The organism is Brevibacterium sp. AGC70 (genome assembly GCF_057334195.1).
In genome coordinates this window covers 16,213-39,940 of sequence record NZ_JBHFIH010000003.1, presented here as the reverse complement: position 1 = coordinate 39,940, position 23,728 = coordinate 16,213, and the positions used below count along the sequence as shown (strand labels likewise).

The window sequence follows — 23,728 nt, the reverse complement described above, 5'->3', positions numbered from 1 at the left end:
CCCCCCCCCGCAGCGGGGGAGCCGATCACATCATCGAGTGAGAGAGAGACACCGTGGCACTTGACGTGCTCACCGACCTGAATAAGGTCCGCAACATCGGCATCATGGCCCACATCGATGCCGGTAAGACCACCACAACCGAACGCATCCTTTACTACACCGGTGTGAACTACAAGATCGGCGAGACGCACGACGGTGCCTCGACGATGGACTGGATGGACCAGGAGCAGGAACGTGGCATCACGATCACGTCGGCTGCCACCACCTGCTACTGGCACGACAACCAGATCAACATCATCGACACCCCGGGCCACGTCGACTTCACCGTCGAGGTTGAGCGCTCACTGCGCGTCCTCGATGGCGCCGTCGCCGTCTTCGATGGCAAGGAAGGCGTTGAACCGCAGTCCGAGACCGTGTGGCGTCAGGCTGACAAGTACGACGTGCCACGCGTGTGCTTCGTCAATAAGATGGACAAGCTCGGTGCTGACTTCTACTTCACCGTCGACACCATCCGCGAACGCCTCGGTGCCAAGCCGCTGGTCATTCAGCTGCCTATCGGCTCCGAGTCGGAGTTCGCCGGGGTAGTCGACCTTCTTGAGATGAAGGCCTACATCTGGCCTGATGAGTCCAAGAAGGGTCAGGACATGACCGAGATCGAGATCCCAGAAGATCTCCAGGACAAGGCAGTTGAGTACCGCGCCCAGCTCATCGAGGATGTTGCTGAAGCCACTGACGAACTCATGGAGAAGTACCTTGAGGGCGAAGAGATCTCGATTGCCGAGATCAAGGAGGGCATCCGCTCTCTCGTCGTCAACTCCACGGCGTTCCCTGTGATGTGCGGTTCGGCATACAAGAACAAGGGCGTCCAGCCCATGCTCAATGCCGTCATCGACTATCTCCCTTCGCCTCTCGAAGTTCCTCCCATGATCGGTGAGAACCCTCGTGACGAGGACGAAAAGCTGACTCGCAAGCCTTCCAAAGATGAGCCTTTCTCGGCTCTCGCGTTCAAGGTTGCCACCCACCCGTTCTTCGGCACGCTGACCTACGTCCGCGTGTACTCCGGACAGGTGAAGTCGGGCGAGGCCGTTCTCAACTCTACGAGCGGCAAGAAGGAGCGCGTCGGCAAGCTCTTCCAGATGCACTCCAACAAGGAGAACCCTGTCGAAGAGGCCATCGCCGGCCACATCTACGCGTTCATCGGTCTCAAAGAGACAACCACCGGTGACACGCTGTGCGATCCGAACGCCCCGATCGCTCTCGAGTCGATGACCTTCCCTGAGCCGGTCATCTCCGTGGCCATTGAGCCCAAGACCAAGAGTGACCAGGAGAAGCTCTCTGCTGCCATTCAGAAGTTCGTCAAGGAAGACCCGACATACCGGGTCGAACTTGATGTGGAGACGGGTCAGACCGTCATCCGCGGAATGGGCGAACTTCACCTCGACATCCTCGTCGACCGTATGCGTCGCGAGTTCAAGGTCGAGGCGAATGTCGGCAAGCCGCAGGTCGCCTACCGTGAGACCATTCGCCGCACTGTCGAAAAGTACGACTACACCCACAAGAAGCAGACGGGTGGATCGGGACAGTTCGCGAAGGTCCAGGTCACCTTCGAACCTCTCGAGGTCGAAGGCGATACGATCTACGAATTCGAGAATGCCGTCACGGGCGGACGTATTCCGCGCGAGTACATTCCGAGCGTCGACGCCGGTATCCAGGACGCGATGCAGCTTGGTGTGCTCGCCGGTTACCCGATGGTTGGCGTCAAAGCCACACTCATCGACGGCGCCTACCACGATGTCGACTCTTCGGAGATGGCATTCAAGATCGCCGGCTCAATGGTCTTCAAGGAGGCCGTTCAGAAGGCGAAGCCGGTTCTGCTGGAACCGGTCATGGACGTCGAGGTGCGTACCCCAGAGGAATACATGGGAGACGTCATCGGCGACCTCAATTCCCGACGTGGCCAGATCCAGTCGATGGACGACGCTTCCGGTGTGAAGGTCGTCAAGGCTGTGGTCCCGTTGTCGGAGATGTTCGGTTACATCGGTGATCTGCGGTCGAAGACCCAGGGCCGTGCGGTGTACTCGATGACTTTCTCCAGCTATGCGGAGGTCCCCAAGGCAGTCGCCGAGGAGATCGTCCAGAAGATGCGTGGCGGAGAGTAATCTCCGGTCCCCGGTCGCCACGGTGAGCAAGAACATGTTCACCGAAATGAAAGATAACCAACAAAGGTCTAAGATATGAACCGCATATCTTTTGCCAACCACGAGGAGGAACCCAGTGGCAAAGGCTAGTTTCGATAGGACTAAGCCGCACGTCAACATTGGCACCATCGGCCACGTTGACCACGGAAAGACCACCTTGACCGCCGCAATCACCAAGGTGTTGGCGGACAAGTACCCAGATCTCAATGAGGCTCGCGCCTTCGACCAGGTGGATAACGCACCTGAGGAGAAGGAGCGCGGCATCACCATCAACGTCTCGCACGTTGAATACCAGACCGAGAAGCGTCACTACGCTCACGTCGATGCCCCTGGTCACGCCGACTACATCAAGAACATGATTACCGGTGCTGCTCAGATGGACGGCGCAATCCTCGTGGTTGCCGCTACCGACGGTCCGATGCCGCAGACTCGTGAGCACGTTCTGCTCGCACGTCAGGTTGGTGTGCCTTACATCGTTGTCGCACTGAACAAGTCCGACATGGTCGACGACGAGGAGCTCATCGAGCTCGTCGACTTCGAGGTCCGCGATCTGCTCTCGAGCCAGGACTTCGACGGCGACAACGCTCCCGTCATTCCTGTGTCCGCTCTCAAGGCGCTGGAAGGCGACGAGAAGTGGGTCAAGAGCGTCGAAGACCTCATGCAGGCCGTCGATGACAATGTTCCCGAGCCGGAACGCGACATCGACAAGCCCTTCCTCATGCCTGTGGAAGACGTCTTCACGATCACTGGTCGTGGAACCGTCGTCACCGGCCGTGTGGAGCGCGGCGTCCTGCTGCCTAACGATGACATCGAAATCGTGGGCATCAAGGAGAAGTCGTCCAAGACGACCGTCACCGCAATCGAGATGTTCCGCAAGACTCTGCCCGACGCACGTGCGGGTGAGAACGTCGGACTGCTCCTGCGTGGAACGAAGCGCGAAGAAGTCGAGCGCGGCCAGGTCATCTGCAAGCCAGGTTCGATTACGCCGCACACCGGCTTCGAGGGCCAGGTCTACATCCTGAGCAAGGACGAGGGTGGACGTCACAACCCGTTCTACTCGAACTACCGTCCTCAGTTCTACTTCCGCACCACTGACGTCACCGGCGTCATCACGCTGCCTGAGGGCACCGAGATGGTCATGCCCGGCGACAACACTGACATGTCGGTCGAGCTCATCCAGCCGATCGCTATGGAAGAGGGCCTCCGCTTCGCCATTCGCGAGGGTGGACGTACCGTCGGCGCTGGTCGAGTCACCAAGATCACCGCCTGATATACCTTCGATCGCTGAGGCTTCGGCCTTGAGTTCAGGACTTCGGTCCTGAGAGATCGATTCGGAACCCCGGTCCAATGGGCCGGGGTTCCGTGCATTCACAACGGGGGCCATCCTCAGCGAGTGGCCTGCCCGACTTGCAGCGACAGGCGATGATGAGATGCCTCACAAGTCAGATGCCTGGAATTGCGCCGATGAAGTGCTATATGACAAGATAGTGAAGTTGCGTTTTGGACGTTGACCCCTGCACTGCGGTAGAGATACCGCGAACAGTCCGGAACACTATCGGATCGATGAATCTGCCTTGGGCGGGTTCGGACCGAGCAGCCAATGAGTAAAAGCGCCGTCGGCCCTCAGTGAGAATCGAAAGATTCTCCGCAAGGATCAGCCGACACGCCCGACCTCGGGGGTCGGTCATGGTCAGCCGGCACAGACCACAGAGGATTTTGATCGACTGTTGGTTGATGGCCGGAAGTAACTAAAGAAAGAGACGACGCCATGGCGGGACAGAAGATCCGCATTCGGCTCAAGTCGTACGACCACGCTGTGATTGACAGTGCTGCACGAAAGATCGTGGACACCGTCACTCGCGCAGGTGCGACTGTTGTGGGCCCCGTGCCGTTGCCAACGGAGAAGAACGTTTACTGCGTCATCCGTTCGCCACACAAGTACAAGGACAGCCGTGAGCATTTCGAAATGCGCACGCACAAGCGTCTGATCGACATCGTCGATCCGACGCCGAAGGCAGTCGATTCGCTCATGCGTCTCGACCTCGCTGACGACGTCAACATCGAGATCAAGCTCTAAGGGAGGCAGACATGGCGAACAATCGTTCATCAGCTCTCCCTACCACCCGCAAGGTCAAAGGCCTTCTGGGAACCAAGCTGGGCATGACTCAGGTTTGGGATGAGCAGAACAATCTCGTACCGGTGACCGTAGTGGCCGCCGGCAGCAACGTCGTGACACAGATCCGCAACGAGGAAACCGACGGTTACCCCGCACTGCAGATCGCGTTCGGCGAAATCGATCCTCGCAAGGTCAACAAGCCCACTGCAGGCCACTTCGAGAAGGCAGGCGTGACACCACGCCGTCACCTTGTCGAGCTGCGCACCGCAGACGCTGCTGACTACGCGCTGGGTCAGGAACTCGGAGTCGATACCTTCGACGCCGGGATCAAGGTCGATGTGACCGCAAAGACCAAGGGTAAGGGAACCGCCGGTGTCATGAAGCGTCATGGCTTCCACGGTGTCGGCGCCTCCCACGGTTCGCACCGCAACCACCGCAAGCCGGGTTCAATCGGCGGAGCCGCGACCCCCGGTCGCGTGTTCAAAGGTATGCGCATGGCCGGCCGTATGGGTGCAGTCAAGCACACCACCCAGAACCTCACGATCCACGCCGTGGACACCGAGAACAACTTCCTGCTCATCAAGGGTGCCGTACCTGGCCCCAAGGGTGCAGTCGTTCTCGTTCGCTCGGCCGCGAAGGAGGGCTGAACGTAATGACTGATGTCAAGACAGTCGACGTCGTCGATGCTGCTGGTGCGAAGACCGGATCAGTTGACCTGCCAGCCGAGATCTTCGGTGTGCAGACCAACGTGCCGTTGATCCACCAGGTTGTTGTCGCACAGCTGGCAGCAGCCCGTCAGGGTACACACAAGACAAAGACCCGCTCCGAAGTACGCGGTGGCGGTCGCAAGCCCTACCGCCAGAAGGGTACCGGTAACGCCCGTCAGGGTTCGATCCGTGCTCCTCAGTACAACGGTGGTGGAATCGTGCACGGGCCGGTTCCCCGCGATTACTCGCAGCGGACCCCTAAGAAGATGAAGACCGCTGCTCTGCGCGGCGCTCTCTCGGATCGCGCACGTCTCGATCAGGTCTTCGTTGTGAAGAACCTGATCACCGGCGAAGCACCGTCGACCAAGCAGGCGAAGCTCGCTCTGGCCAGCCTCTCCGATCGCAAGAACACCCTCGTGGTGCTCAACCGTGACGACGAGCTCACCGAGCGCAGCGTTCGCAACCTGCCTCACGTTCACGTGCTCACCTCCGATCAGCTCAACACATACGATGTGCTGATCGCCGATGACATCGTGTTCACCGAGTCAGCGCTGGAGACGTTCCTGGGCGGATACCGCAAATCGGAGGACGCATCATGAGTCTGAACTTCAAGGACCCACGCGACGTCATCGTCGCTCCGGTCGTCTCGGAAAAGACCTACAGCCTGATGGACGAGGGAAAGTACACCTTCATCGTCGATCAGGGGTCGAACAAGACTGAGATCAAGAACGCCATTGAATCGATCTTCAATGTGCAGGTCGCCAAGGTCAACACCCTGAATCGTCAGGGCAAGCGCCGCCGCACTCGCACCGGTTGGGGAAAGCGCAAGGACACCAAGCGTGCCATTGTCGCCCTCAAAGACGGATCGATCGACATCTTCGGTGGATCGCTCTAAGCGATCCTTCGTAAAAGAAGGACAAGACTCATGGGAATCCGTAAGCACAAGCCGACGACCCCGGGCCGCCGTGGCTCATCGGTCGCCGACTTCGTCGAAGTGACCCGGTCTACACCGGAGAAGTCACTTCTGCGCCCGCTGCCTAAGCGCGGTGGCCGCAACAGCCAGGGACGCGTGACCACTCGCCATCAGGGCGGCGGCCACAAGCGTCAGTACCGTGTCATCGACTTCCGCCGCCATGACAAAGATGGCGTACCGGCAAAGGTCGCACACATCGAATATGACCCGAACCGCACTGCGCGGATCGCTCTTCTGCACTATGCAGATGGTGAGAAGCGCTACATCCTCGCCCCGCAGAACCTTAAGCAGGGCGCACAGGTGGAAGCCGGTCTGGGTGCAGACATCAAGCCGGGCAACAACCTTGCCCTGCGCAACATCCCAGTAGGTACCGTGCTGCACGCAGTTGAGATGCGTCCAGGCGGCGGTGCCAAGATCGCTCGCTCTGCCGGCTCTTCCGTGCAGCTCGTTGCGAAGTACGGCCGGTTTGCTCAGCTGCGGATGCCTTCGGGCGAAATCCGCAATGTTGATGCTCGGTGCCGTGCGACGATCGGCGAGGTCGGCAATGCCGAGCAGTCGAACATCAGCTGGGGTAAAGCAGGCCGCATGCGTTGGAAGGGCAAGCGCCCATCCGTCCGTGGTGTCGTCATGAACCCGATCGATCACCCACATGGTGGTGGCGAGGGCCGTACTTCGGGTGGTCGTCACCCAGTCAGCCCGTGGGGTCAGTCAGAAGGCCGCACACGCCGGCCGAACAAAGAGAGCGACAAGTACATCGTGCGCCGTCGCCGGACCGGCAAGAAGCGCTGATTGGAGTACTGACTTATGCCTCGTAGCCTCAAAAAGGGTCCTTTCGTCGATGAACACCTGTACCAGAAGGTGGCTCGTCAGAACGAGAAGAACTCTAAAAACGTAATCAAGACATGGTCTCGTCGCTCGATGATCATCCCGGATTTCCTGGGACACACCATCGCAGTACATGACGGACGCAAGCATGTTCCAGTCTTCATCACTGAAGCCATGGTCGGACACAAGCTTGGCGAGTTCGCACAGACACGGACGTTCCGTGGCCACGAAAAGGACGATCGCAAGGGTCGCCGCCGCTGACGCGGGGCACTCTTACGATCCTAGACAAGAGAGAAGGAAGCGATGGAAGCCAAGGCTAAGGCGCGTTACCTGCGCGTCACGCCTCGCAAGGCTCGGCGCGTCATCGACCTCATTCGTGGTCAGCAGGCGACCGAAGCACTTGCAGTGTTGAAGTTTGCAGAACAGTCGGCATCAGATCCGATTTACAAGCTCGTTGCCTCCGGAATCGCCAACGCGCGAACCCGGGCCGACGAGGAGGGCATTGCGTTCGACGAGAACGAACTGGTCATCTCCGAAGCATTCGTGGACGAGGGACCAACCATGAAGCGGTTCCGCCCGCGAGCTCAGGGTCGCGCCTTTCGCATTGAAAAGCGCACAAGCCACGTTTCAGTGGTCCTGGCCAGCGGTGACGACCTGCCTCAGCGCAAGAGCCGGAAGGGGAACCGTTAATGGGCCAGAAAATCAATCCGAACGGATTCCGACTCGGAATCACAACGGATCACAAGTCAAAGTGGTTTGCTGACTCGACTAAGCCGGGACAGCGCTACAGCGACTACGTGCTCGAAGATGTGAAGATCCGACAGATGATGACCAAGGGCCTTGAGCGCGCTGGCATCTCCAAGGTGAACATCGAGCGCACACGTGATCGTGTCCGAGTCGACATCCACACTGCCCGCCCGGGCATCGTCATCGGGCGTCGTGGAGCCGAAGCCGATCGCATTCGCGGTCAGCTCGAAAAGCTCACCGGCAAGCAGATTCAGCTCAACATCCTTGAGGTGAAGAACGCTGAGATCGACGCTCAGCTCGTTGCTCAGGGAGTTGCCGAGCAGCTCGCAAGTCGTGTGGCCTTCCGCCGCGCGATGCGCAAGTCGATCCAGAGCGCTCAGCGTGCAGGTGCCAAGGGCATCCGCGTGCAGTGCTCCGGCCGCCTCGGCGGTGCTGAGATGAGCCGTTCCGAGTTCTATCGCGAAGGTCGTGTGCCTCTGCACACCCTGCGTGCGAACATCGATTACGGTTTCCACGAAGCACACACCACATTTGGTCGCATCGGCGTCAAGGTGTGGATCTACAAGGGCGATATGACCGACAAGGAGCTTGCTGCCGAGCAGGCGAAGGCTCCTGCAGCTCGTGGCCCCAAGGGCCGTGGGCGCGGCCGTGGAGGCCGTGGTCGTGGACAGGAAGGCGCAGCAGCACCGCGCCGGAATGACGCAGCGCCGAAGACCGAGAACAATGCCGAGGCCCCTGCGGCTGAGGCCGGATCGGAGGGCTGACACATGTTGATCCCTCGTCGGGTTAAATACCGCAAGCAGCACCACCCCAAGCGGGGCGGCGCAGCCAAGGGCGGCACCAAGGTGTCGTTCGGTGACTACGGCATCCAGGCCACAGAGCCTGCCTACATCACCAACCGGCAGATCGAGGCCGCACGTATTGCCATGACGCGCTACATCAAGCGTGGTGGCAAGGTGTGGATCAACATCTACCCAGATCGACCGCTGACGAAGAAGCCTGCCGAGACCCGTATGGGTTCCGGTAAGGGTTCGCCTGAGTGGTGGGTCGCCAATGTCAAGCCGGGTCGGGTCATGTTTGAACTCGCCGGTGTGTCCGAGGAAGTTGCACGCGAGGCGCTGCGTCTCGCCATCCACAAGCTTCCGCTCAAGGCCCGTATCGTGGCCCGCGAAGGTGGTGAGTGATTATGGCAATCGGTTCGAAGAACCTTTCCATGGACGCACTTGACGGTTATGACAACGAGCGTCTGCTCGAGGAGCTCAAGAAGGCTAAGGCTGAGCTGTTCAACCTGCGCTTCCAATCGGCCACCGGCCAGTTGGAGAGCCACGGTCGGCTCAAGGCCGTGCGTCGCGACATCGCTCGTATCTACACCGTGCTCAATGAGCGGGAATTGGACATCCGTCCGAACCCCGCTGACGCTAAGGAAGAGGACAAGTGATGGCGGAGACCACCAAGCCCGAGGCAACGCCTGCGGACCGTAACTCCCGCAAGACTGCGCGTGGTTACGTTGTTTCCGACAAAATGGAGAAGACCATCGTCGTCGAGGTGGAGGAGCGCAAGACGCACCGCCTGTACGGCAAGGTTCTTCGCCAGTCGGTGAAGTACAAGGTTCACGATGAGGAGAACGCCGCTGGTGTCGGCGACCTCGTCCTCGTGTCCGAGACGCGGCCGGTTTCGTCCGCGAAGCGTTGGCGGCTCGTCGAGATCATCGAACGCGCCAAGTAAGCCGACGCCACCCCTCCCACCCGGTCCCGCCCACGGTCTCCAGCAGGCGGGGGGCGGCTACCGGGAACGGGGTGAAATGTCATTAATCTGTTCCGCAAGGCTCATCCAATCGTGTGAGAACCGGCGCGACGACAGGAGAAAATAGTGATTCAGCAAGAGTCGCGACTCAAGGTCGCCGACAACACTGGTGCCAAGCAGATCCTGGCAATCAGGATTCTGGGTGGTTCCGGTCGGCGTTATGCCTCGATCGGTGACACCATCGTGGCAACCGTCAAAGACGCAATTCCTGGTGGAAACGTGAAGAAGGGTGACGTCGTCAAGGCTGTCATCGTTCGCACCGCCAAGGAACGCCGTCGTCCGGATGGTTCGTACATCAAGTTCGACGAGAATGCAGCAGTCATTCTCAAGACTGATGGCGAGCCACGCGGAACCCGTATCTTCGGACCCGTGGGACGCGAATTGCGCGACAAGAAGTTCATGAAGATCGTCTCCCTGGCACCGGAGGTGTTGTGAGCATGGCGAACAAGCTCAAGATCAAGAAGGGCGACCTCGTCCAGGTGATTGCAGGCGCCCGTCAGTCACGAGGTGGCGATCGTGGGAAGCAGGGCAAGGTTCTTGCCGTGTACCCGGAACGCAACCGCGTCCTCGTTGAGGGCATCAACCGCGTGATCAAGCACAAGAAGGCAACGCAGACTCAGGCCGGCGGCACTGCCGGTGGCCGTGAGACTCACGAAGCCCCAATCCACGTGTCCAACGTGGCGCTCGTTGATCCTAAGGACAACAAGCCCGCCCGCGTCGGATACCGCGAGGAAACTGTGGAACGCGATGGTCGCGACAAGACCGTCCGCGTCCGCGTCTCGCGTCGCACCGGGGAGGAGATCTGATGACGGAAACAACAACGAACCGTCCAGCGCCACGCCTCAAGCAGGTTTACCGCGATGACATCGTGGCCAAGCTGCAGGACGAGTTCAACTACGCAAACCCCATGCAGGTTCCCGGTCTGACCAAGGTCGTCGTGAACATGGGTGTGGGTGACGCAGCACGCGATTCGAAGCTGATCGAAGGTGCAATCAACGATCTCACTCTGATCACCGGTCAGAAGCCGATCGTGACTCGGGCGAGGAAATCCATCGCCCAGTTCAAGTTGCGCGAAGGTCAGCCCATTGGAGCCCACGTCACCATGCGTGGAGCCCGTATGTGGGAATTCGTCGACCGTGTCATCTCTCTGGCTCTTCCGCGTATCCGCGACTTCCGCGGCCTCTCGGATCGTCAGTTCGACGGGAACGGTAACTACACCTTCGGTCTCACGGAGCAGTCGATGTTCCACGAGATCGATCAGGACCGGATTGACCGCGTCCGGGGTATGGATATCACAGTTGTGACTACAGCGAACACCGACGACGAGGGACGTGCACTTCTGCGTCACCTCGGGTTCCCGTTCAAGACCAAATAATCGCTACGTTGCAGGTCCAAGCACGCATTGCGTGGGCGGAAACCGTAACGAGGAAGGGCTAGAGCCCAAATGACAATGACTGATCCAGTCGCAGACATGTTGACACGTCTGCGGAACGCCAACTCGGCTTATCACGAGGACGTCAGCATGCCGTTCTCGAAGCTGAAATCCAACATCGCTGAGATCCTCAAAAGCGAGGGCTACATCACCGGTTGGAGCGTCGAAGACGCTCAGGTCGGTAAGACCCTGCTCATGGACCTCAAGTTCGGTCCCAACCGCGAGCGTTCGATCGCCGGCCTGCGCCGTGTGTCGAAGCCCGGGCTGCGCGTCTACGCGAAGTCGACCAACTTGCCTAAGGTCCTCGGTGGACTCGGCATCGCCATCCTGTCGACCTCGTCAGGTCTCCTGACTGATCGTCAGGCCGCCAAGAAGGGTGTGGGTGGGGAAGTCCTCGCCTACGTCTGGTAAGGAAGGAGAGAAGAATATGTCACGTATTGGCAAGAACCCGATCTCCGTCCCGAATGGCGTAGAGGTCAAAATCGATGGCCAGGATGTCGCCGTCAAGGGTCCTAAGGGCGAGCTGTCCGTCACCATCGCCGAGCCGATCACCGTATCGCTCGACGAAGGCGTCGTGACAGTGGCCCGTCCGAACGAGGAGCGCGAATCGCGTTCGTTGCACGGGCTGTCCCGCACGATGATCAACAACATGATCGTCGGTGTGACCGAGGGCTACTCGAAGGCACTCGAAATCGTCGGCACCGGTTACCGCGTGCAGGCCAAGGGATCGAACCTCGAGTTCGCTCTGGGCTACAGCCACTCGATCACCGTTGAACCAGCTGAGGGAATCTCCTTCACGGTCGACGGACAGACCAAGCTGGCCGTTCACGGCATCGACAAGCAGCTGGTCGGAGAGACCGCTGCCAACATCCGGAAGCTGCGCAAGCCTGAGCCCTACAAGGGCAAGGGTGTTCGCTACGTCGGAGAAAATGTCCGTCGCAAGGTCGGAAAGGCTGGTAAGTAGAGATGGCCTTTGGCAAAAAGGAAAGCTACGGCAAGGGCAGGGCTGCGGCCCGCAAACGTCGTCACGCTCGTCTGCGCAAGCATGTCAGCGGTACGCCGGAACGCCCACGCCTGTCAGTGACTCGCTCCACGCGCCACGTCTTTGTCCAGGTCATCGACGACACCGTCGGTAAGACCTTGGCATCGGCCTCCACCATGGAAGCCGACCTGCGCACACTCGAAGGTGACAAGACCGGCAAGGCCCACAAGGTCGGCGAACTGGTAGCCCAGCGCGCCAAGGAAGCCGGCATCGAAGCCGTTGTATTCGACCGTGGCGGCAACGCCTACCATGGACGTGTACAGGCAATCGCCGAAGGTGCACGTGAAGGAGGATTGGCCCTATGAGCACTGAAGAGAACAAGGAACAGCAGCCAGCTGCTGAGACCCGTACCGATAACAACAGTGATCGCTCCTCACGTGGCCGCGGTCAAGGCGGTCAGGGCGGTCAGGGTGGCCAGGGTCGTGGACGCGGCGAAGGTCGTGGACGCGGCGGTCGCGGTGACCGTGAAGAGAAGAGCCAGTTCATCGAGCACGTCGTGACGATCAACCGTGTGTCGAAGGTCGTCAAGGGCGGACGTCGGTTCTCCTTCACCGCCCTCGTCGTCGTCGGTGACGGAGACGGTATGGTCGGCATGGGCTACGGCAAGGCTAAGGAAGTTCCTGCGGCCATTGCCAAGGGTGTTGAGGAGGCGAAGAAGAGCTTCTTCCGCGTCCCCCGCATCCAGAAGACCATTCCGCACCCGATCCAGGGTGAGACCGCTGCCGGTGTCGTCATGCTTCGGCCTGCCGCACCCGGTACCGGTGTCATCGCCGGTGGTCCGGTGCGTGCGGTCCTCGATGCTGCCGGTGTTCAGGACATCCTGTCCAAATCGCTGGGATCAGCCAACGCAATCAACATCGTTCGCGCGGCGATCAAGGCCCTCCAGAGCCTCGAACGCCCAGAGCAGGTCGCGGCACGCCGTGGTCTGCCTGTGGACGAGGTCGCCCCTCACGCATTGCTGCGGGCGGCTGCTGAAGGCGAGAGGAAGTCCTGATGGCAAAGCTCAAGGTAACCCAGCGCAAGTCCGATATCGGTGGCAAGCCGAACCAGCGCGCGTCGCTGCGTTCGCTTGGACTGAAGCGGATCGACGATGTGGTGGTGTGCGAAGATCGCCCGGAAATCCGAGGAATGATCAACGTCGTGCGTCACCTCGTGACTGTGGAAGAGGTGGATTGATATGTCGAATGACGACTCACTGAAGGTCCACGATCTCCGTCCTGCCCCCGGAGGAAAAACCGCCAAGACCCGTGTCGGTCGTGGTGAAGCTTCGAAGGGCAAGACAGCCGGACGCGGAACCAAGGGCACACGTGCCCGCTACCAGGTTCCTCACGGCTTCGAGGGTGGACAGACTCCGATGCACATGCGTCTGCCTAAACTGCGCGGGTTCAAGAACCCCGCAAAGGTGACGTTCCAGGTTGTCAATCTTGACAAGCTGTCGTCCTTGTACCCAGAAGGCGGCGACGTCACTGTCGCCGATCTGGTTGCCAAGGGCGCCGTGCGTCCGAAGCAGCCCGTGAAGGTGCTGGGCACCGGTGAGATCACCGTTGCTCTGAACATCACTGCAGACAAGGTCTCGGGTTCAGCACTCGAGAAGATCATGGCTGCAGGCGGAAGCGTCAACGAAGCCTGAACAGCACTCGCACAGCGGGTCTGAGGTTTCTCAGGAAGGGGCGGTCACACTGTGGCCGCCCCTTCCTCGTCCCCGAATTCTCGCGCCTGCGACCTGGGCGAAGACGCCTCAGAGTCGGTTTCGACACAGTCCCGACGATATCGGGCTTGAGCAGTCGTCCAAGCGGCCCTTCGGTTTCAGCCTGACGGTCATAGCCTGGTAGTCTTTTGCAGGTATTTGTCTCATTCGCCAGGTCGCATCTTCGACCCTGACTTTTTCATCCCCCAATGAGGAGGACGCTTGATCGGCGCAATTCGGAGGGCTTTCAGAACGCCCGACCTGAGGAACAAACTCCTCTTCACCCTGGGCATTCTTGTCATCTTCCGCCTCGGTTCGTTCATTCCCTCGCCGGGAATCGACTACACCCAGGTCCAGGAGTGCGTGGCGTCCCCGCAGCTGAATGAGGGCGGGTTTGCGATGATCAACCTGTTCAGCGGTGGTGCACTGCTGCAGCTGTCGATCTTCGCTCTGGGCATCATGCCCTACATCACCGCCAGCATCATCGTGCAGCTTCTGCGCGTGGTCATTCCGCGCTTCGAGTCGCTCCACAAAGAGGGAGCCTCGGGCCAGGCGAAACTCACCCAGTACACGCGCTACCTGACCATCGGGCTGGCCGTGCTCAATGCCACGACCCTGGTGTCCACAGTGCGCTCGGGAGCGCTCTTCGGCCAGATCGAAGGATGCACCGACCTCATCACCAATGACACCTGGTGGGGCATCGCCGTCCTCGTCGTCACCTTGGTGGCAGGTACCGGCCTCATCATGTGGCTCGGCGAGCAGATCACCGAACACGGAGTCGGCAACGGAATGTCGCTGCTCATCTTCACCTCTGTGGCTTCGGCATTCCCTTCGTCGCTGGGAGCGATCTTCCGCGAACAGGGCATCGACATCTTCCTCATCGTCATCGCCGTCGGTCTGGTGCTCGTTGCACTCGTCGTCTTCGTCGAGCAGTCCCAGCGCCGCATTCCGGTGCAGTACGCCAAGCGCATGGTTGGTCGTCGGATGTTCGGCGGGACCTCGACCTACATACCGATCAAGGTCAACATGGCCGGTGTGATCCCGGTGATCTTCGCTTCCTCGGTTCTCTACCTGCCGAGCCTGATCTCGCAGTTCTTCGATCCCGAGAGCAAGTGGGTGGAGTGGATCAATACCTACTTCACACGCGGTGACCACCCCATCTACATCGCCACCTACGCCCTGCTGACGATCTTCTTCGCCTACTTCTACGTCGCGATCACCTTCAACCCGGAGGAAGTCGCGGACAATATGAAGAAGTACGGAGGCTTCGTCCCCGGCATCCGGGCAGGAAAGCCCACCGCCGACTACCTGAGCTTCGTGCTCAGCCGCATCAACTTCCCGGGCTCGCTCTACCTTGCCTTCATCGCACTGATTCCGCTGATCGCGCTGGTTCTCATCAACGCTAACCAGAACTTCCCATTCGGCGGCACCTCGCTTCTGATCGTGGTGGGAGTCGGTCTCGAGACCGTCAAGCAGATCGATGCACAGATGCAGCAGCGCCATTACGAAGGTCTGCTGCGCTGACCGACCCCGACCGCGGAAATCCATTGGAAGGAAATACCTTATGAGCTCACGCATCATTCTGATCGGCCCCCCTGGTGCCGGCAAAGGCACCCAGGCCGCACGATTGTCGGAGGCGCTGAACATCCCGGCGATCTCGACCGGTGACATCTTCCGTGCGAACGTGAAGGGCGAAACCGAACTCGGCAATCTGGCCAAGCGCTATATGGACGCCGGCGAGTATGTCCCCGACGAGGTGACCAACTCGATGGTGGCCGATCGACTGGGCCAGGACGACGCCGCTGAGGGATTCCTCCTCGACGGCTACCCGCGCACCAGCGCACAGGTGGACGAGCTCGATCGGATTCTCGCCGCTCAGGGCCATGAGATCGAGCAGGTTGTCGAGCTCACCGCTGATATCGACGAGGTCGTCGCCCGCCTCTTGGCGCGCGCGCAGACCGAAGGCCGCAGCGATGACAGTGAAGACGTCATCCGTCACCGCCTGGACGTCTACGCCGAGCAGACTCAGCCTCTGACTGACATCTACCGCGAACGCGGCCTGCTGCGCCAGGTCGACGGACTCGGTGAAGTCGCTGAGATCACCGACCGAATCCTCGACTCCATTCGATGATCTTCGGTCCCAGGATCGAGCTGAAGTCTCCTGAACAGCTGGTCACGATGCGGCGGGCAGGCCTACTCACCAACCAGGTGCTGAAAGCTGCTCGCGCCGCAGCAGTCCCGGGCGTCACCACCGCCGAGGTGGCTGCGGCCGCTGAATCCGTGATCACCGAGGCGGGGGCTCAGTCCAACTTCCTCGGCTACCAGGGGTTCCCCGCCGTTGTGTGCATCTCTGTGAACGAGGAGATCGTGCACGGCATACCAGGCGAGCGGGTCCTTGAGTCCGGGGATCTCGTGTCCATCGATGGTGGAGCCATCGTCGATGGGTTCCACGGTGATTCCGCCTTCACGATGATCATCGGCGGAGAAGCCGCTGGGTCGAAGGCGGACATCGCATTGTCCCAGGCCACTGAGAAGGCCATGTGGGTGGGCATTGCTGCGTTCGCAGCGGGGAACAAGGTCAGTGACATCGGGGATGCCATCGACGATCACGTCTCACGCGAAGTCCCCGGTCTTGGACTCGTGGAGGAATTCACCGGCCATGGCATCGGAACGGCTATGCATATGCCGCCTGAGGTTCTCAACTATCGGGCGCGCTCGAACGGGCCGAAGATCAGATCGGGAATGTGCCTCGCGATCGAACCCATGCTCACCGCGGGCAGCAGCGAGACCATCACCCTGGCCGACGACTGGACCATCGTGACCGATGACGGATCACGTGCCAGCCATTGGGAGCACAGCGTTGCCAGACACGATGGGGGAGTCTGGGTACTCACCGCTGAGGATGGGGGAGTGGCCGGTCTGGCACCCTTCGGAATCACTCCTGTGCCTCCGGCTGGTGCTTGAAGCCAATCGACGATTCAGGTCTGCTGCGTTTTCTTGAGCTCATTCGTCGTCACGATGTGCATAACGATGAACAGGGCCGAGGCTGACATGAGGCTTAGTGCGAACATCCATGCCGCAGTCTCCTGAATCCCGAAGCCAGCGATCATAAACGCGGCGAAGGTGATGAAGGCCGTGATCGCTCCGGTCAGCACCGCTGCGGTGCGTGCGGTCTGGAAGACTCGCTGATTCTTTTCGTACACTCTGTCGTCCATGACGCTGCTCCTCATACTTGTGACCGTCTTTCCGGCCTTCTCGACAGGCTCCTTGCGGTCTCACGTTAGGATCTGGGCATGACGGGTGTCCACGATCACACGAAACGTCGGGAAGATGTGGGCGATCGGTATCGTCTGACCCGCATCGCCTTCGACGTCGTCTCCGCCTTCGGCTGTCTGCGCGCTCAGGGCCTGCCCGGGCCTGTGATCGTCGGAGTCCTGGCTGAACACGGCTATTCGTCCTCGAGCGTGCACAATCAGCTGGTGCGGATGGTTCAGCGCAACATTCTGACCAGCGAGAGACTCGGACGAGTCTCCATCTATCGATTGAGTGCGCGCATACTCTCCGGTTTCATGGACATCGCGGGTGACCGCGAGGAACCGACTTTCGAGGGCCGGTTCCACAGCGTGATGTACTCAATTCCCGAGTCAGCACGGATGCAGCGCGACCGATTCCAATACGTGAGCAGAATGCTCGGCTACCGCCAACTGCGCCCTGGACTGCTTCTGTCCTTTGCGGATCACTCATATGCACTGTCGGCTCAGCTGCCGGCAGTCATCGAACCGGGCTGGTGTGAATACGCGATGATCGAGCCAGCCGATATCGCCTCCGCGAAGCGAATGACTTCGCGAGCTTTCGACGTAGATTCCGCGACCCTTGAGCTTCCACCGCTTGAGAGCGCGCTGGCTGCACTGAGCCAGGATGGAACCCAACCGGGTGGTGGACACCCAGAGATGCCGTTGGTGAAGTTCTTCGACATCTATTTCCAGGTTGCGCGAGCAGTCATGACGCATCCGATACTTCCATCGGAGCTGGTCGGATCCGATCAGCCTGCCCTGCGTTTCCGCAATCTCATGGACCGTTGCAACCTGGAGTACTACCTGAGATTCGACCAGCAGATCTTGGAATGTGCCGGCTCGAGTTCATCCTTCGACCTCATCGAGTGGCTGCCGAACAGCTGAACCGGCTGTGTCCGTTGAGAGCACCGTGCCGGATGAGAACACTGTGCTCGATCACAGCGCGGAGGCGATGCGTGCGATCGCCTCGGTGAGCAGGGGACGCGGCAGCGCGAAGTTGAATCGGATATGGCCTGCGCCGACTTCACCACACAGGCGCCCCTCGGTGATCGCGACTTGGGCCTGGGCATTGAAATGCTCGGAAAGGCCGGTCTCGAGGCCATATCCGCGCATATCCAACCACGCCAGGTACGTGCCCTCGGGCGGGAGGAACGTGGCATTGGGCAGATGTGTGGCCACGAGGTCGGTCAGAAGCTCACGATTGCCCCTGAGATAAGCGGTGATCTCGGCCAGCCAGTCACCTGACTGGGTGTAAGCAGCTGTGGTGGCTAGGATGCCGGGGTTCGAAGCCGCACCCGAGACGAAGTTGCCCTTCTTCGCCCAGATCGCGCGGTCGTCTGCATTGGTGAAGATGAGCTGCGCGCATTTGAGTCCGGGAATGTTGAACGCCTTCGACGCAGCCGTTGCCGTCGCAGTATGGGACGCAGTGGTCTCATTGAGGCTGGCATAGGGAATGTGACGGGCCGGTTCGTAGACGAGGGGTGCATGAATCTCATCGGAGAACACTCGTGCATCATTGCGTTCGACGACCTCGGCGAGCTCCAGAAGCTCAGTCTCCCTGTACACCTTCCCGATCGGATTATGGGGATTGCACAGGACCAGGGTGGCCCCGGGCACCAGCGCGGCATCGACTGCATCGAGGTCGACGGACCAGCCTGTCTCGGACCGGATCATCGGCACCTCGATGAGCTCTCGTCCTGTGACCGCGGCGACATCGAAGAAGGGCATGTAGGCGGGCGTCGGGAGGACGATCGGGGTATCGGCCGGGGTCAGGTGCGTGAGGATGCCCAGGAAGCTTGCGATGACATCGCTGGCGAGCTCGACATGCTGCTCGGGGAACTGCCAGCCGTAGCGTTCGGCGCAGAACGCCGAGGTGGCCGACTTGAGGTCGGAGACGATGGACTGCGGTGCATAGCCGAAGAGATCGCGTTCATCGACCTCGCGCAGAGCCTGGCGCACGCCCGGTGCGACACCGAAGTCCATCTCTGCGATGAACGCGCCGAGGCTGCCCGGGAAGCTTGACCACTTGCGCCCGCCTTTGGCGATGAGTGAGTCTTCTGAGATCGAATCCAGGTCCTGCACGTGATGCTCCTTCATTGGCCGTTGCGAGAATGTCCGGTTTCACGCTAGCAGGGGAACCGCCGCCTACGCGGTCCGTTCTGACATGGACGGTCACGGACTAAAGTGGACCTTGAGACTGGAGCCGGGCCCAGTCATTGAGACAATTGAGAGGTGGTGGTCGCGATGTCTGCACAGCCGCAGTCGGTATTCCGTCGGAATCAATGGGCTCTGAGCCTGGCGCAGCTGTTCTCCGGCATCGGCATCGCCACAGGGTTCGCCGTCGGCGGGATTCTCGCGGAGCGTCTGACCGGACGCACGGAGCTCGCCGGATTCGCGCAGACTGCGTCCATCCTCGGCGCCGGACTGCTTGCCGTTCCACTGGCGAAGCTGGCCGAACGCAGAAGCCGGCGCCTGGCATTGGCCATCGCCTACGCGATCGCGCTCTGCGGTGCCATTCTCATCGTGCTGGCGATCCTGTTCGGCATCGACATCGCCTTCTTCATCGGCATGGGCTGCTTCGGGGCGGCGACGGCCGCGGGGCTGCAGGGCCGCTATGCTGCCACGGATGCGGCTCCCGACCATCTCAAGGGCTCAGCGATGTCCGTGGTCGTCTGGGCCACGACGATCGGCTCCGTCATCGGACCCAACCTCTCAGGACCCGGTGCCGGACTCGGCCGATCACTGAAGATCGACCCATTGTCGGGTCCTTTCGTCATCGCGATCGCAGGCTTCGCACTTGCCCTGCTCAGCGTCCTCTTCCTGCGCCGACTCACACCCGCCACACGAGATGAGTCCTCGACATCGGCTCGCCGAGGTGGCACCTGGCAGGCCATCAGACGTTCCCCGAGCGCGCTCATGGGGCTGCTGTCCGTGGTCACCGGGCACATGATCATGGTGGCAACGATGGTGATGACACCGCTTCACATGGACCACCATGGGCTCGGCCTCGAACTGATCGGCATCACGATCGGCGGGCATATCCTCGGTATGTACGGACTCTCCCCGGTCTTCGGCTACCTCACCGACAGGTACTCCGCCGGTCGGGTGATTCTCCTCGGCCACGGACTGTTCGCCGTGTCCTTGGTCCTCGGCTTCATCGATGCTCTCGGCGAGTCGTCGTTCGCCAGGCTGTCGGTGGCGCTGTTCGTCTTAGGCCTGGGCTGGAGCGCTTGCCTCATCGCTGGATCGACCCTGCTGACCAAAGAGATCGATCCCGCGCATCGCATGTCGGTGCAGGGACTCTCAGACGCAGGAATGAACTTCGGAGCCGCCGCGTTGGCGGCACTGTCCGGGCCGCTGCTGGCCTTCGGTGGATTCGCATCGATCACCCTGATGGGCTTCGTCGTGCTCGCAATCGCCGTCATCGTGAGCATCCGGGCCGGGTACGGAACTCGACGCGCGACCTGAACCTGGGGACAGCCTCGGCGAGGGAGAGAACGATTGTAGGGGACTTCACTCCTGTAAGCCAGCACCGTGTGGAAGAATCTTCGGCCATAGTGTAGGGTTGTTGATTGGTCTGTTCTCACTCAACTCACCCTTTTTCAGTTGTGGGCGGCATTTGCCATCCGCAACTTTTCATGTGGTGAGGTGAGCCACAGACCATGGGGTCGTCGGGGTAGATCGACGATACACGATTACGTCGAACGCGAAGTTTTCGCGGGAATACGAGGTTAGCGAACGATATGGCCAAAAAAGAAGGGGTCATTGAGATCGAAGGCGCCGTTGTCGAAGCCCTCCCGAACGCATCGTTCCGGGTTGAGCTGAGCAATGGGCACAGAGTGCTTGCGCATATCTCAGGAAAAATGCGACAGCACTACATTCGAATTCTCCCTGAGGACCGGGTCATCGTGGAGCTGTCTCCATACGATCTTTCGCGTGGGCGAATCGTTTACCGCTACAAGTAAGGATCTTCGATCATTCGTACCCGCCCCTGCGCAGGGGTAAGGGTCGGAAGAAGGAAAAACCATGAAGGTTAAGCCAAGCGTCAAGAAGATCTGCGAGAATTGCCAGATTACCCGCCGTCACGGCCGGGTCATCGTCATCTGCTCCAACCCGCGTCACAAACAGCGCCAGGGTTGAGCAGCTCTTCGAGCAGACAGAGGCACCCGCAAGGGGCTTCAGCAGCACCACACCCGCGCAGACCTCGCCATCTGCACTGCCTTTAGGGCAGTGTCAGGACGATACCTTCGGTCGGGGGCCGAGGACCTTGGGAGACCAAGGACAGGTCTGCATCAGCACCTCCGGAACTACAACAGGAGATAGTACCTATGGCACGACTTGCCGGAGTCGACATTCCGCGTGAAAAGCGCGTGGAAGTCGCCTTGACTTATATCTACGGTGTGGGCCGCACCCGTGCGCGCCAGACCCTGACGGAAACGGGAATCAGCCCTGATACCCGTGTGAAGGACTTGAGCGATGCCGAGCTCGTCCAGCTGCGTGACTTCATCGAGGGCACATTCCAGGTTGAGGGCGACCTCCGACGTGAGGTTGCTGCCGACATTCGCCGCAAGGTGGAGATCGGAAGCTACGAAGGCCTGCGTCACCGCCGCGGTCTGCCGGTTCGCGGACAGCGGACCAAGACGAATGCGCGTACCCGCAAGGGACCGAAGCGCACCGTGGCCGGTAAGAAGAAGTAACATGCTCACCCGGTTGACCAGCATCAGCCACCTCGATCAGGAGTAAAACACATGCCTCCCAAGTCACGCGCCGCTACAGTGCGCAAGCCTCGCCGCAAGCTCAAGAAGAATATCGTTGCCGGCCAGGCACACATCAAATCAACGTTCAACAACACCATCGTGTCGATCACCGATCCGACCGGTGCTGTCATCTCCTGGGCCTCCTCAGGTGAGGTCGGCTTCAAGGGTTCGCGCAAGTCGACCCCTTACGCCGCACAGATGGCTGCGGAATCCGCTGCCCGTCGCGCACAGGAGCACGGCCTCAAGAAGGTCGACGTCTTCGTCAAGGGACCAGGTTCGGGACGCGAAACCGCGATCCGTTCGCTGCAGGCCGCCGGTCTGGAACTGGGCACCATTCAGGATGTCACTCCAGTTCCGTTCAACGGCTGCCGTCCCACCAAGCGCCGCCGCGGCTGATCCTTCCGTGTATCTGCGACCGATGACGGGGCAAGCCCCGGCATCAGTCGCAGAACGGATTCCAAGATAAACCGAACCGTTCTTCATGGCTTTAGTCCATGACGTGCAGTGCGAACGTCATATAGCGGATGTTCGCTGAAAGGAAGCCCACGTGCTCATTGCACAGCGCCCAACGCTCACGGAAGAAGTCGTCTCCGAGAATCGCTCACGGTTCGCCATCGAACCACTCGAGCCAGGATTCGGCTACACCCTCGGCAACTCGCTTCGTCGTACCCTGCTGTCGTCGATTCCAGGTGCCGCCGTCACGTCCATCCGGATCGACGGTGTGCTCCACGAGTTCAGCACCGTTCCAGGAGTCAAGGAGGATGTCACTGAATTCATCCTCAACCTGAAGTCCCTGGTCGTGTCCTCGGAATTCGATGAACCGGTCGTTGCCTACCTGCGCAAGCAGGGGCCCGGCACCGTGACTGCCGCCGATGTCTCTGCTCCTGCCGGAGTCGAGATCCATAACCCAGATCTGCATATCGCCACGTTGAATGGTGAAGGCCGTCTGGACATGGAGCTGACCATCGAACGTGGACGCGGTTACGTTTCGAGCGCTCAGAACAAGAATGCGGATGCAGAGATCGGTCGGGTCCCCGTTGACTCGATCTACTCGCCGGTTCTCAAGGTCACCTACAAGGTCGAGGCCACTCGTGTCGAGCAGCGCACCGACTTTGATCGCCTGGTGCTCGACATTGAGACCAAGCCGTCGATGACCCCACGCGATGCGATTGCATCTGCGGGTAAGACACTGGTCGAACTCTTCGGCCTGGCTCGGGAACTCAACGTCGAAGCCGAAGGCATCGAGATCGGACCCTCGCCGGTTGACGCGGCTCTGGCTGCTGATCTGGCCCTGGCCATCGAAGATCTCGATCTGACCGTGCGCTCCTACAACTGCCTCAAGCGCGAAGGAATCCACACCGTCGGCGAACTCGTTGCTCGCAGCGAAGCCGATCTGATGGATATCCGCAACTTTGGTTCGAAGTCGATCGACGAAGTGAAGGCCAAGCTCAACGAGCTGGGTCTGAGCCTCAAGGACAGTCCCGCCGGGTTCGAACCCGGTCTCGTTGATGAGGACCAGTCCTACGTCGAAGACGAACAGTACTGATTAAGACCTAGGAGTAAGACACTATGCCAACCCCAACCAAGGGTCCTCGTCTCGGAGGCTCCCCAACACACGAGCGCATGATGCTCAACAACATGGCTGCTGCCCTGTTCGAGCACAAGAAGATCACCACGACCGTGACCAAGGCCAAGCGCCTGCGTCCGGTTGCGGAGCGCATGATCACCGCTGCGAAGAAGGGCGACCTCGCCGCCCGTCGTCGCGTGCTCGGAAAGATCGGCGATAAGTCGATCGTGCACGAGCTGTTCACCTCGATCGCCGAAACCATGGCCGAGCGTCCCGGTGGATACACACGTATCACCAAGATCGGACCCCGTGCCGGTGACAATGCGCCCATGGCCGTCATCGAACTGGTGCTCGAGCCCTACTCGCCGAAGCAGGCAACTGTGAAGGAAGCCGAGCAGGCCACCGAGACCGCAGCAAAGGCGAGCTCGAGCGAAGAAGTCGTCGAAGAGGCTCCTGCGGAGACCACCGAGGAAGCTGCCGACTCGGCCGCAACCGAAGAGGTCGCTGAAGAAGCAACCGACGAAAGCGCCGAAGAGACCAAGTAAGGCTCTTCACTCGCAACATCTCAGGCGGGGGCCCCC

34 protein-coding genes and 1 pseudogene are annotated in these 23,728 nt (G+C 60.3%); 33 read left to right on the top strand and 2 right to left on the bottom strand.

Features of this window, described 5'->3' with window-relative positions:
• Positions 1-53 precede the first annotated feature (53 nt).
• From fusA to map, 25 genes and pseudogenes are all read left to right on the top strand, one after another.
• Entirely contained in the window at positions 54-2,159 is a 2,106-nt protein-coding gene (gene fusA, locus ACE03M_RS03250; RefSeq protein ID WP_143921957.1) for an elongation factor G, read from the top strand.
• A 115-nt stretch (positions 2,160-2,274) separates the two neighbouring features.
• Positions 2,275-3,468 (top strand): elongation factor Tu, encoded by a 1,194-nt coding sequence (tuf, locus tag ACE03M_RS03245; protein WP_143921956.1) that lies wholly within the window; start codon positions 2,275-2,277, stop codon positions 3,466-3,468.
• A 498-nt stretch (positions 3,469-3,966) separates the two neighbouring features.
• Positions 3,967-4,275 (top strand): 30S ribosomal protein S10, encoded by a 309-nt coding sequence (rpsJ, locus tag ACE03M_RS03240; RefSeq protein ID WP_009379191.1) that lies wholly within the window; start codon positions 3,967-3,969, stop codon positions 4,273-4,275.
• A gap of 11 nt (positions 4,276-4,286) precedes the next feature.
• Entirely contained in the window at positions 4,287-4,961 is a 675-nt protein-coding gene (gene rplC, locus ACE03M_RS03235; protein WP_143921955.1) for a 50S ribosomal protein L3, read from the top strand.
• 5 nt (positions 4,962-4,966) lie between these two features.
• On the top strand, positions 4,967-5,620 hold the full coding sequence (rplD, locus tag ACE03M_RS03230; protein WP_143921954.1) for a 50S ribosomal protein L4: 654 nt from the start codon (positions 4,967-4,969) through the stop codon (positions 5,618-5,620).
• A complete protein-coding gene (gene rplW, locus ACE03M_RS03225; protein ID WP_101621022.1) occupies positions 5,617-5,916 on the top strand; it encodes a 50S ribosomal protein L23 in 300 nt (99 codons plus the stop codon). Before rplD ends, rplW begins: the two co-directional genes overlap by 4 nt.
• Before the next feature lie 30 nt (positions 5,917-5,946).
• Entirely contained in the window at positions 5,947-6,783 is an 837-nt protein-coding gene (gene rplB / locus ACE03M_RS03220; RefSeq protein ID WP_009883566.1) for a 50S ribosomal protein L2, read from the top strand.
• Positions 6,784-6,798: 15 nt separating this feature from the next.
• A complete protein-coding gene (gene rpsS, locus ACE03M_RS03215) occupies positions 6,799-7,080 on the top strand; it encodes a 30S ribosomal protein S19 (RefSeq protein WP_009883565.1) in 282 nt (93 codons plus the stop codon).
• 42 nt (positions 7,081-7,122) lie between these two features.
• Entirely contained in the window at positions 7,123-7,509 is a 387-nt protein-coding gene (gene rplV, locus ACE03M_RS03210) for a 50S ribosomal protein L22 (RefSeq protein ID WP_009883564.1), read from the top strand.
• Positions 7,509-8,330 carry a 30S ribosomal protein S3 gene (gene rpsC, locus ACE03M_RS03205; protein WP_009883563.1) on the top strand — a complete coding sequence of 274 codons (822 nt, stop codon included), beginning with the start codon at positions 7,509-7,511 and terminating at the stop codon, positions 8,328-8,330. The genes rplV and rpsC overlap by 1 nt, the downstream gene beginning before the upstream one ends.
• 3 nt (positions 8,331-8,333) lie before the next feature.
• Positions 8,334-8,750 (top strand): 50S ribosomal protein L16, encoded by a 417-nt coding sequence (gene rplP / locus ACE03M_RS03200; RefSeq protein ID WP_009883562.1) that lies wholly within the window; start codon positions 8,334-8,336, stop codon positions 8,748-8,750.
• Between the two features lie 2 nt (positions 8,751-8,752).
• Positions 8,753-9,001: pseudogene (gene rpmC, locus ACE03M_RS03195) on the top strand (50S ribosomal protein L29); the annotation flags it as partial.
• A gap of 2 nt (positions 9,002-9,003) precedes the next feature.
• Positions 9,004-9,291: a 30S ribosomal protein S17 gene (gene rpsQ, locus ACE03M_RS03190; protein ID WP_101574502.1), complete on the top strand. Its 288-nt coding sequence runs from the start codon at positions 9,004-9,006 to the stop codon at positions 9,289-9,291.
• Positions 9,292-9,435: 144 nt separating this feature from the next.
• The gene (gene rplN / locus ACE03M_RS03185; protein ID WP_009883559.1) at positions 9,436-9,804 is read left to right on the top strand and encodes a 50S ribosomal protein L14; all 369 of its coding nucleotides are present in this window, start codon (positions 9,436-9,438) and stop codon (positions 9,802-9,804) included.
• Positions 9,805-9,806: 2 nt separating this feature from the next.
• A complete protein-coding gene (gene rplX, locus ACE03M_RS03180; protein WP_485932735.1) occupies positions 9,807-10,175 on the top strand; it encodes a 50S ribosomal protein L24 in 369 nt (122 codons plus the stop codon).
• Positions 10,175-10,744 carry a 50S ribosomal protein L5 gene (gene rplE / locus ACE03M_RS03175; protein ID WP_143921953.1) on the top strand — a complete coding sequence of 190 codons (570 nt, stop codon included), beginning with the start codon at positions 10,175-10,177 and terminating at the stop codon, positions 10,742-10,744. The genes rplX and rplE overlap by 1 nt, the downstream gene beginning before the upstream one ends.
• Positions 10,745-10,813: 69 nt before the next feature.
• A complete protein-coding gene (rpsH, locus tag ACE03M_RS03170) occupies positions 10,814-11,212 on the top strand; it encodes a 30S ribosomal protein S8 (RefSeq protein ID WP_009883556.1) in 399 nt (132 codons plus the stop codon).
• Between the two features lie 16 nt (positions 11,213-11,228).
• Positions 11,229-11,765 carry a 50S ribosomal protein L6 gene (gene rplF / locus ACE03M_RS03165; protein WP_143921952.1) on the top strand — a complete coding sequence of 179 codons (537 nt, stop codon included), beginning with the start codon at positions 11,229-11,231 and terminating at the stop codon, positions 11,763-11,765.
• A gap of 2 nt (positions 11,766-11,767) precedes the next feature.
• Positions 11,768-12,148, top strand: a complete 381-nt coding sequence (gene rplR, locus ACE03M_RS03160; protein ID WP_009883554.1) for a 50S ribosomal protein L18 — start codon at positions 11,768-11,770, stop codon at positions 12,146-12,148.
• Positions 12,145-12,837 carry a 30S ribosomal protein S5 gene (rpsE, locus tag ACE03M_RS03155; RefSeq protein WP_069599776.1) on the top strand — a complete coding sequence of 231 codons (693 nt, stop codon included), beginning with the start codon at positions 12,145-12,147 and terminating at the stop codon, positions 12,835-12,837. The genes rplR and rpsE overlap by 4 nt, the downstream gene beginning before the upstream one ends.
• Entirely contained in the window at positions 12,837-13,019 is a 183-nt protein-coding gene (gene rpmD / locus ACE03M_RS03150; protein WP_143921951.1) for a 50S ribosomal protein L30, read from the top strand. The genes rpsE and rpmD overlap by 1 nt, the downstream gene beginning before the upstream one ends.
• A gap of 1 nt (position 13,020) precedes the next feature.
• Entirely contained in the window at positions 13,021-13,473 is a 453-nt protein-coding gene (gene rplO, locus ACE03M_RS03145) for a 50S ribosomal protein L15 (protein ID WP_143921950.1), read from the top strand.
• A 279-nt stretch (positions 13,474-13,752) separates the two neighbouring features.
• On the top strand, positions 13,753-15,054 hold the full coding sequence (gene secY, locus ACE03M_RS03140; protein WP_143921949.1) for a preprotein translocase subunit SecY: 1,302 nt from the start codon (positions 13,753-13,755) through the stop codon (positions 15,052-15,054).
• A gap of 40 nt (positions 15,055-15,094) precedes the next feature.
• Positions 15,095-15,661 carry an adenylate kinase gene (locus tag ACE03M_RS03135; RefSeq protein ID WP_143921948.1) on the top strand — a complete coding sequence of 189 codons (567 nt, stop codon included), beginning with the start codon at positions 15,095-15,097 and terminating at the stop codon, positions 15,659-15,661.
• A complete protein-coding gene (gene map, locus ACE03M_RS03130; protein WP_485932734.1) occupies positions 15,658-16,494 on the top strand; it encodes a type I methionyl aminopeptidase in 837 nt (278 codons plus the stop codon). The genes ACE03M_RS03135 and map overlap by 4 nt, the downstream gene beginning before the upstream one ends.
• Before the next feature lie 14 nt (positions 16,495-16,508).
• Here the strand turns inward: map and ACE03M_RS03125 are convergent, their stop codons facing one another.
• Complete coding sequence (locus ACE03M_RS03125) at positions 16,509-16,745, bottom strand: hypothetical protein (RefSeq protein ID WP_143921946.1); 237 nt, start codon at positions 16,743-16,745, stop codon at positions 16,509-16,511.
• 78 nt (positions 16,746-16,823) lie between these two features.
• Here ACE03M_RS03125 and ACE03M_RS03120 point away from each other — a divergent pair, with 78 nt between their 5' ends.
• The gene (locus tag ACE03M_RS03120) at positions 16,824-17,708 is read left to right on the top strand and encodes a PaaX family transcriptional regulator (protein ID WP_485932733.1); all 885 of its coding nucleotides are present in this window, start codon (positions 16,824-16,826) and stop codon (positions 17,706-17,708) included.
• 51 nt (positions 17,709-17,759) lie between these two features.
• Here ACE03M_RS03120 and ACE03M_RS03115 read toward each other — a convergent pair whose 3' ends face one another.
• Positions 17,760-18,905 (bottom strand): MalY/PatB family protein, encoded by a 1,146-nt coding sequence (locus ACE03M_RS03115; RefSeq protein WP_485932732.1) that lies wholly within the window; start codon positions 18,903-18,905, stop codon positions 17,760-17,762.
• Positions 18,906-19,067: 162 nt separating this feature from the next.
• On the opposite strand from ACE03M_RS03115, the gene ACE03M_RS03110 reads away from it, so the two are divergent.
• The 7 genes from ACE03M_RS03110 to rplQ all read left to right on the top strand — a co-directional run bounded on the left by ACE03M_RS03110 (position 19,068) and on the right by rplQ (position 23,692).
• Entirely contained in the window at positions 19,068-20,291 is a 1,224-nt protein-coding gene (locus ACE03M_RS03110) for an MFS transporter (RefSeq protein WP_485932731.1), read from the top strand.
• A gap of 275 nt (positions 20,292-20,566) precedes the next feature.
• Positions 20,567-20,788 carry a translation initiation factor IF-1 gene (gene infA / locus ACE03M_RS03105; RefSeq protein ID WP_101574514.1) on the top strand — a complete coding sequence of 74 codons (222 nt, stop codon included), beginning with the start codon at positions 20,567-20,569 and terminating at the stop codon, positions 20,786-20,788.
• Between the two features lie 61 nt (positions 20,789-20,849).
• Positions 20,850-20,963, top strand: a complete 114-nt coding sequence (gene rpmJ / locus ACE03M_RS03100) for a 50S ribosomal protein L36 (RefSeq protein ID WP_009884960.1) — start codon at positions 20,850-20,852, stop codon at positions 20,961-20,963.
• Positions 20,964-21,151: 188 nt separating this feature from the next.
• Positions 21,152-21,520 carry a 30S ribosomal protein S13 gene (gene rpsM / locus ACE03M_RS03095; protein WP_092102951.1) on the top strand — a complete coding sequence of 123 codons (369 nt, stop codon included), beginning with the start codon at positions 21,152-21,154 and terminating at the stop codon, positions 21,518-21,520.
• 51 nt (positions 21,521-21,571) lie between these two features.
• Positions 21,572-21,976, top strand: a complete 405-nt coding sequence (gene rpsK, locus ACE03M_RS03090) for a 30S ribosomal protein S11 (RefSeq protein WP_009884958.1) — start codon at positions 21,572-21,574, stop codon at positions 21,974-21,976.
• Positions 21,977-22,127: 151 nt separating this feature from the next.
• Entirely contained in the window at positions 22,128-23,126 is a 999-nt protein-coding gene (locus tag ACE03M_RS03085; protein WP_143921942.1) for a DNA-directed RNA polymerase subunit alpha, read from the top strand.
• 23 nt (positions 23,127-23,149) lie between these two features.
• The gene (gene rplQ, locus ACE03M_RS03080) at positions 23,150-23,692 is read left to right on the top strand and encodes a 50S ribosomal protein L17 (protein WP_485932730.1); all 543 of its coding nucleotides are present in this window, start codon (positions 23,150-23,152) and stop codon (positions 23,690-23,692) included.
• Positions 23,693-23,728: the final 36 nt, after the last annotated feature.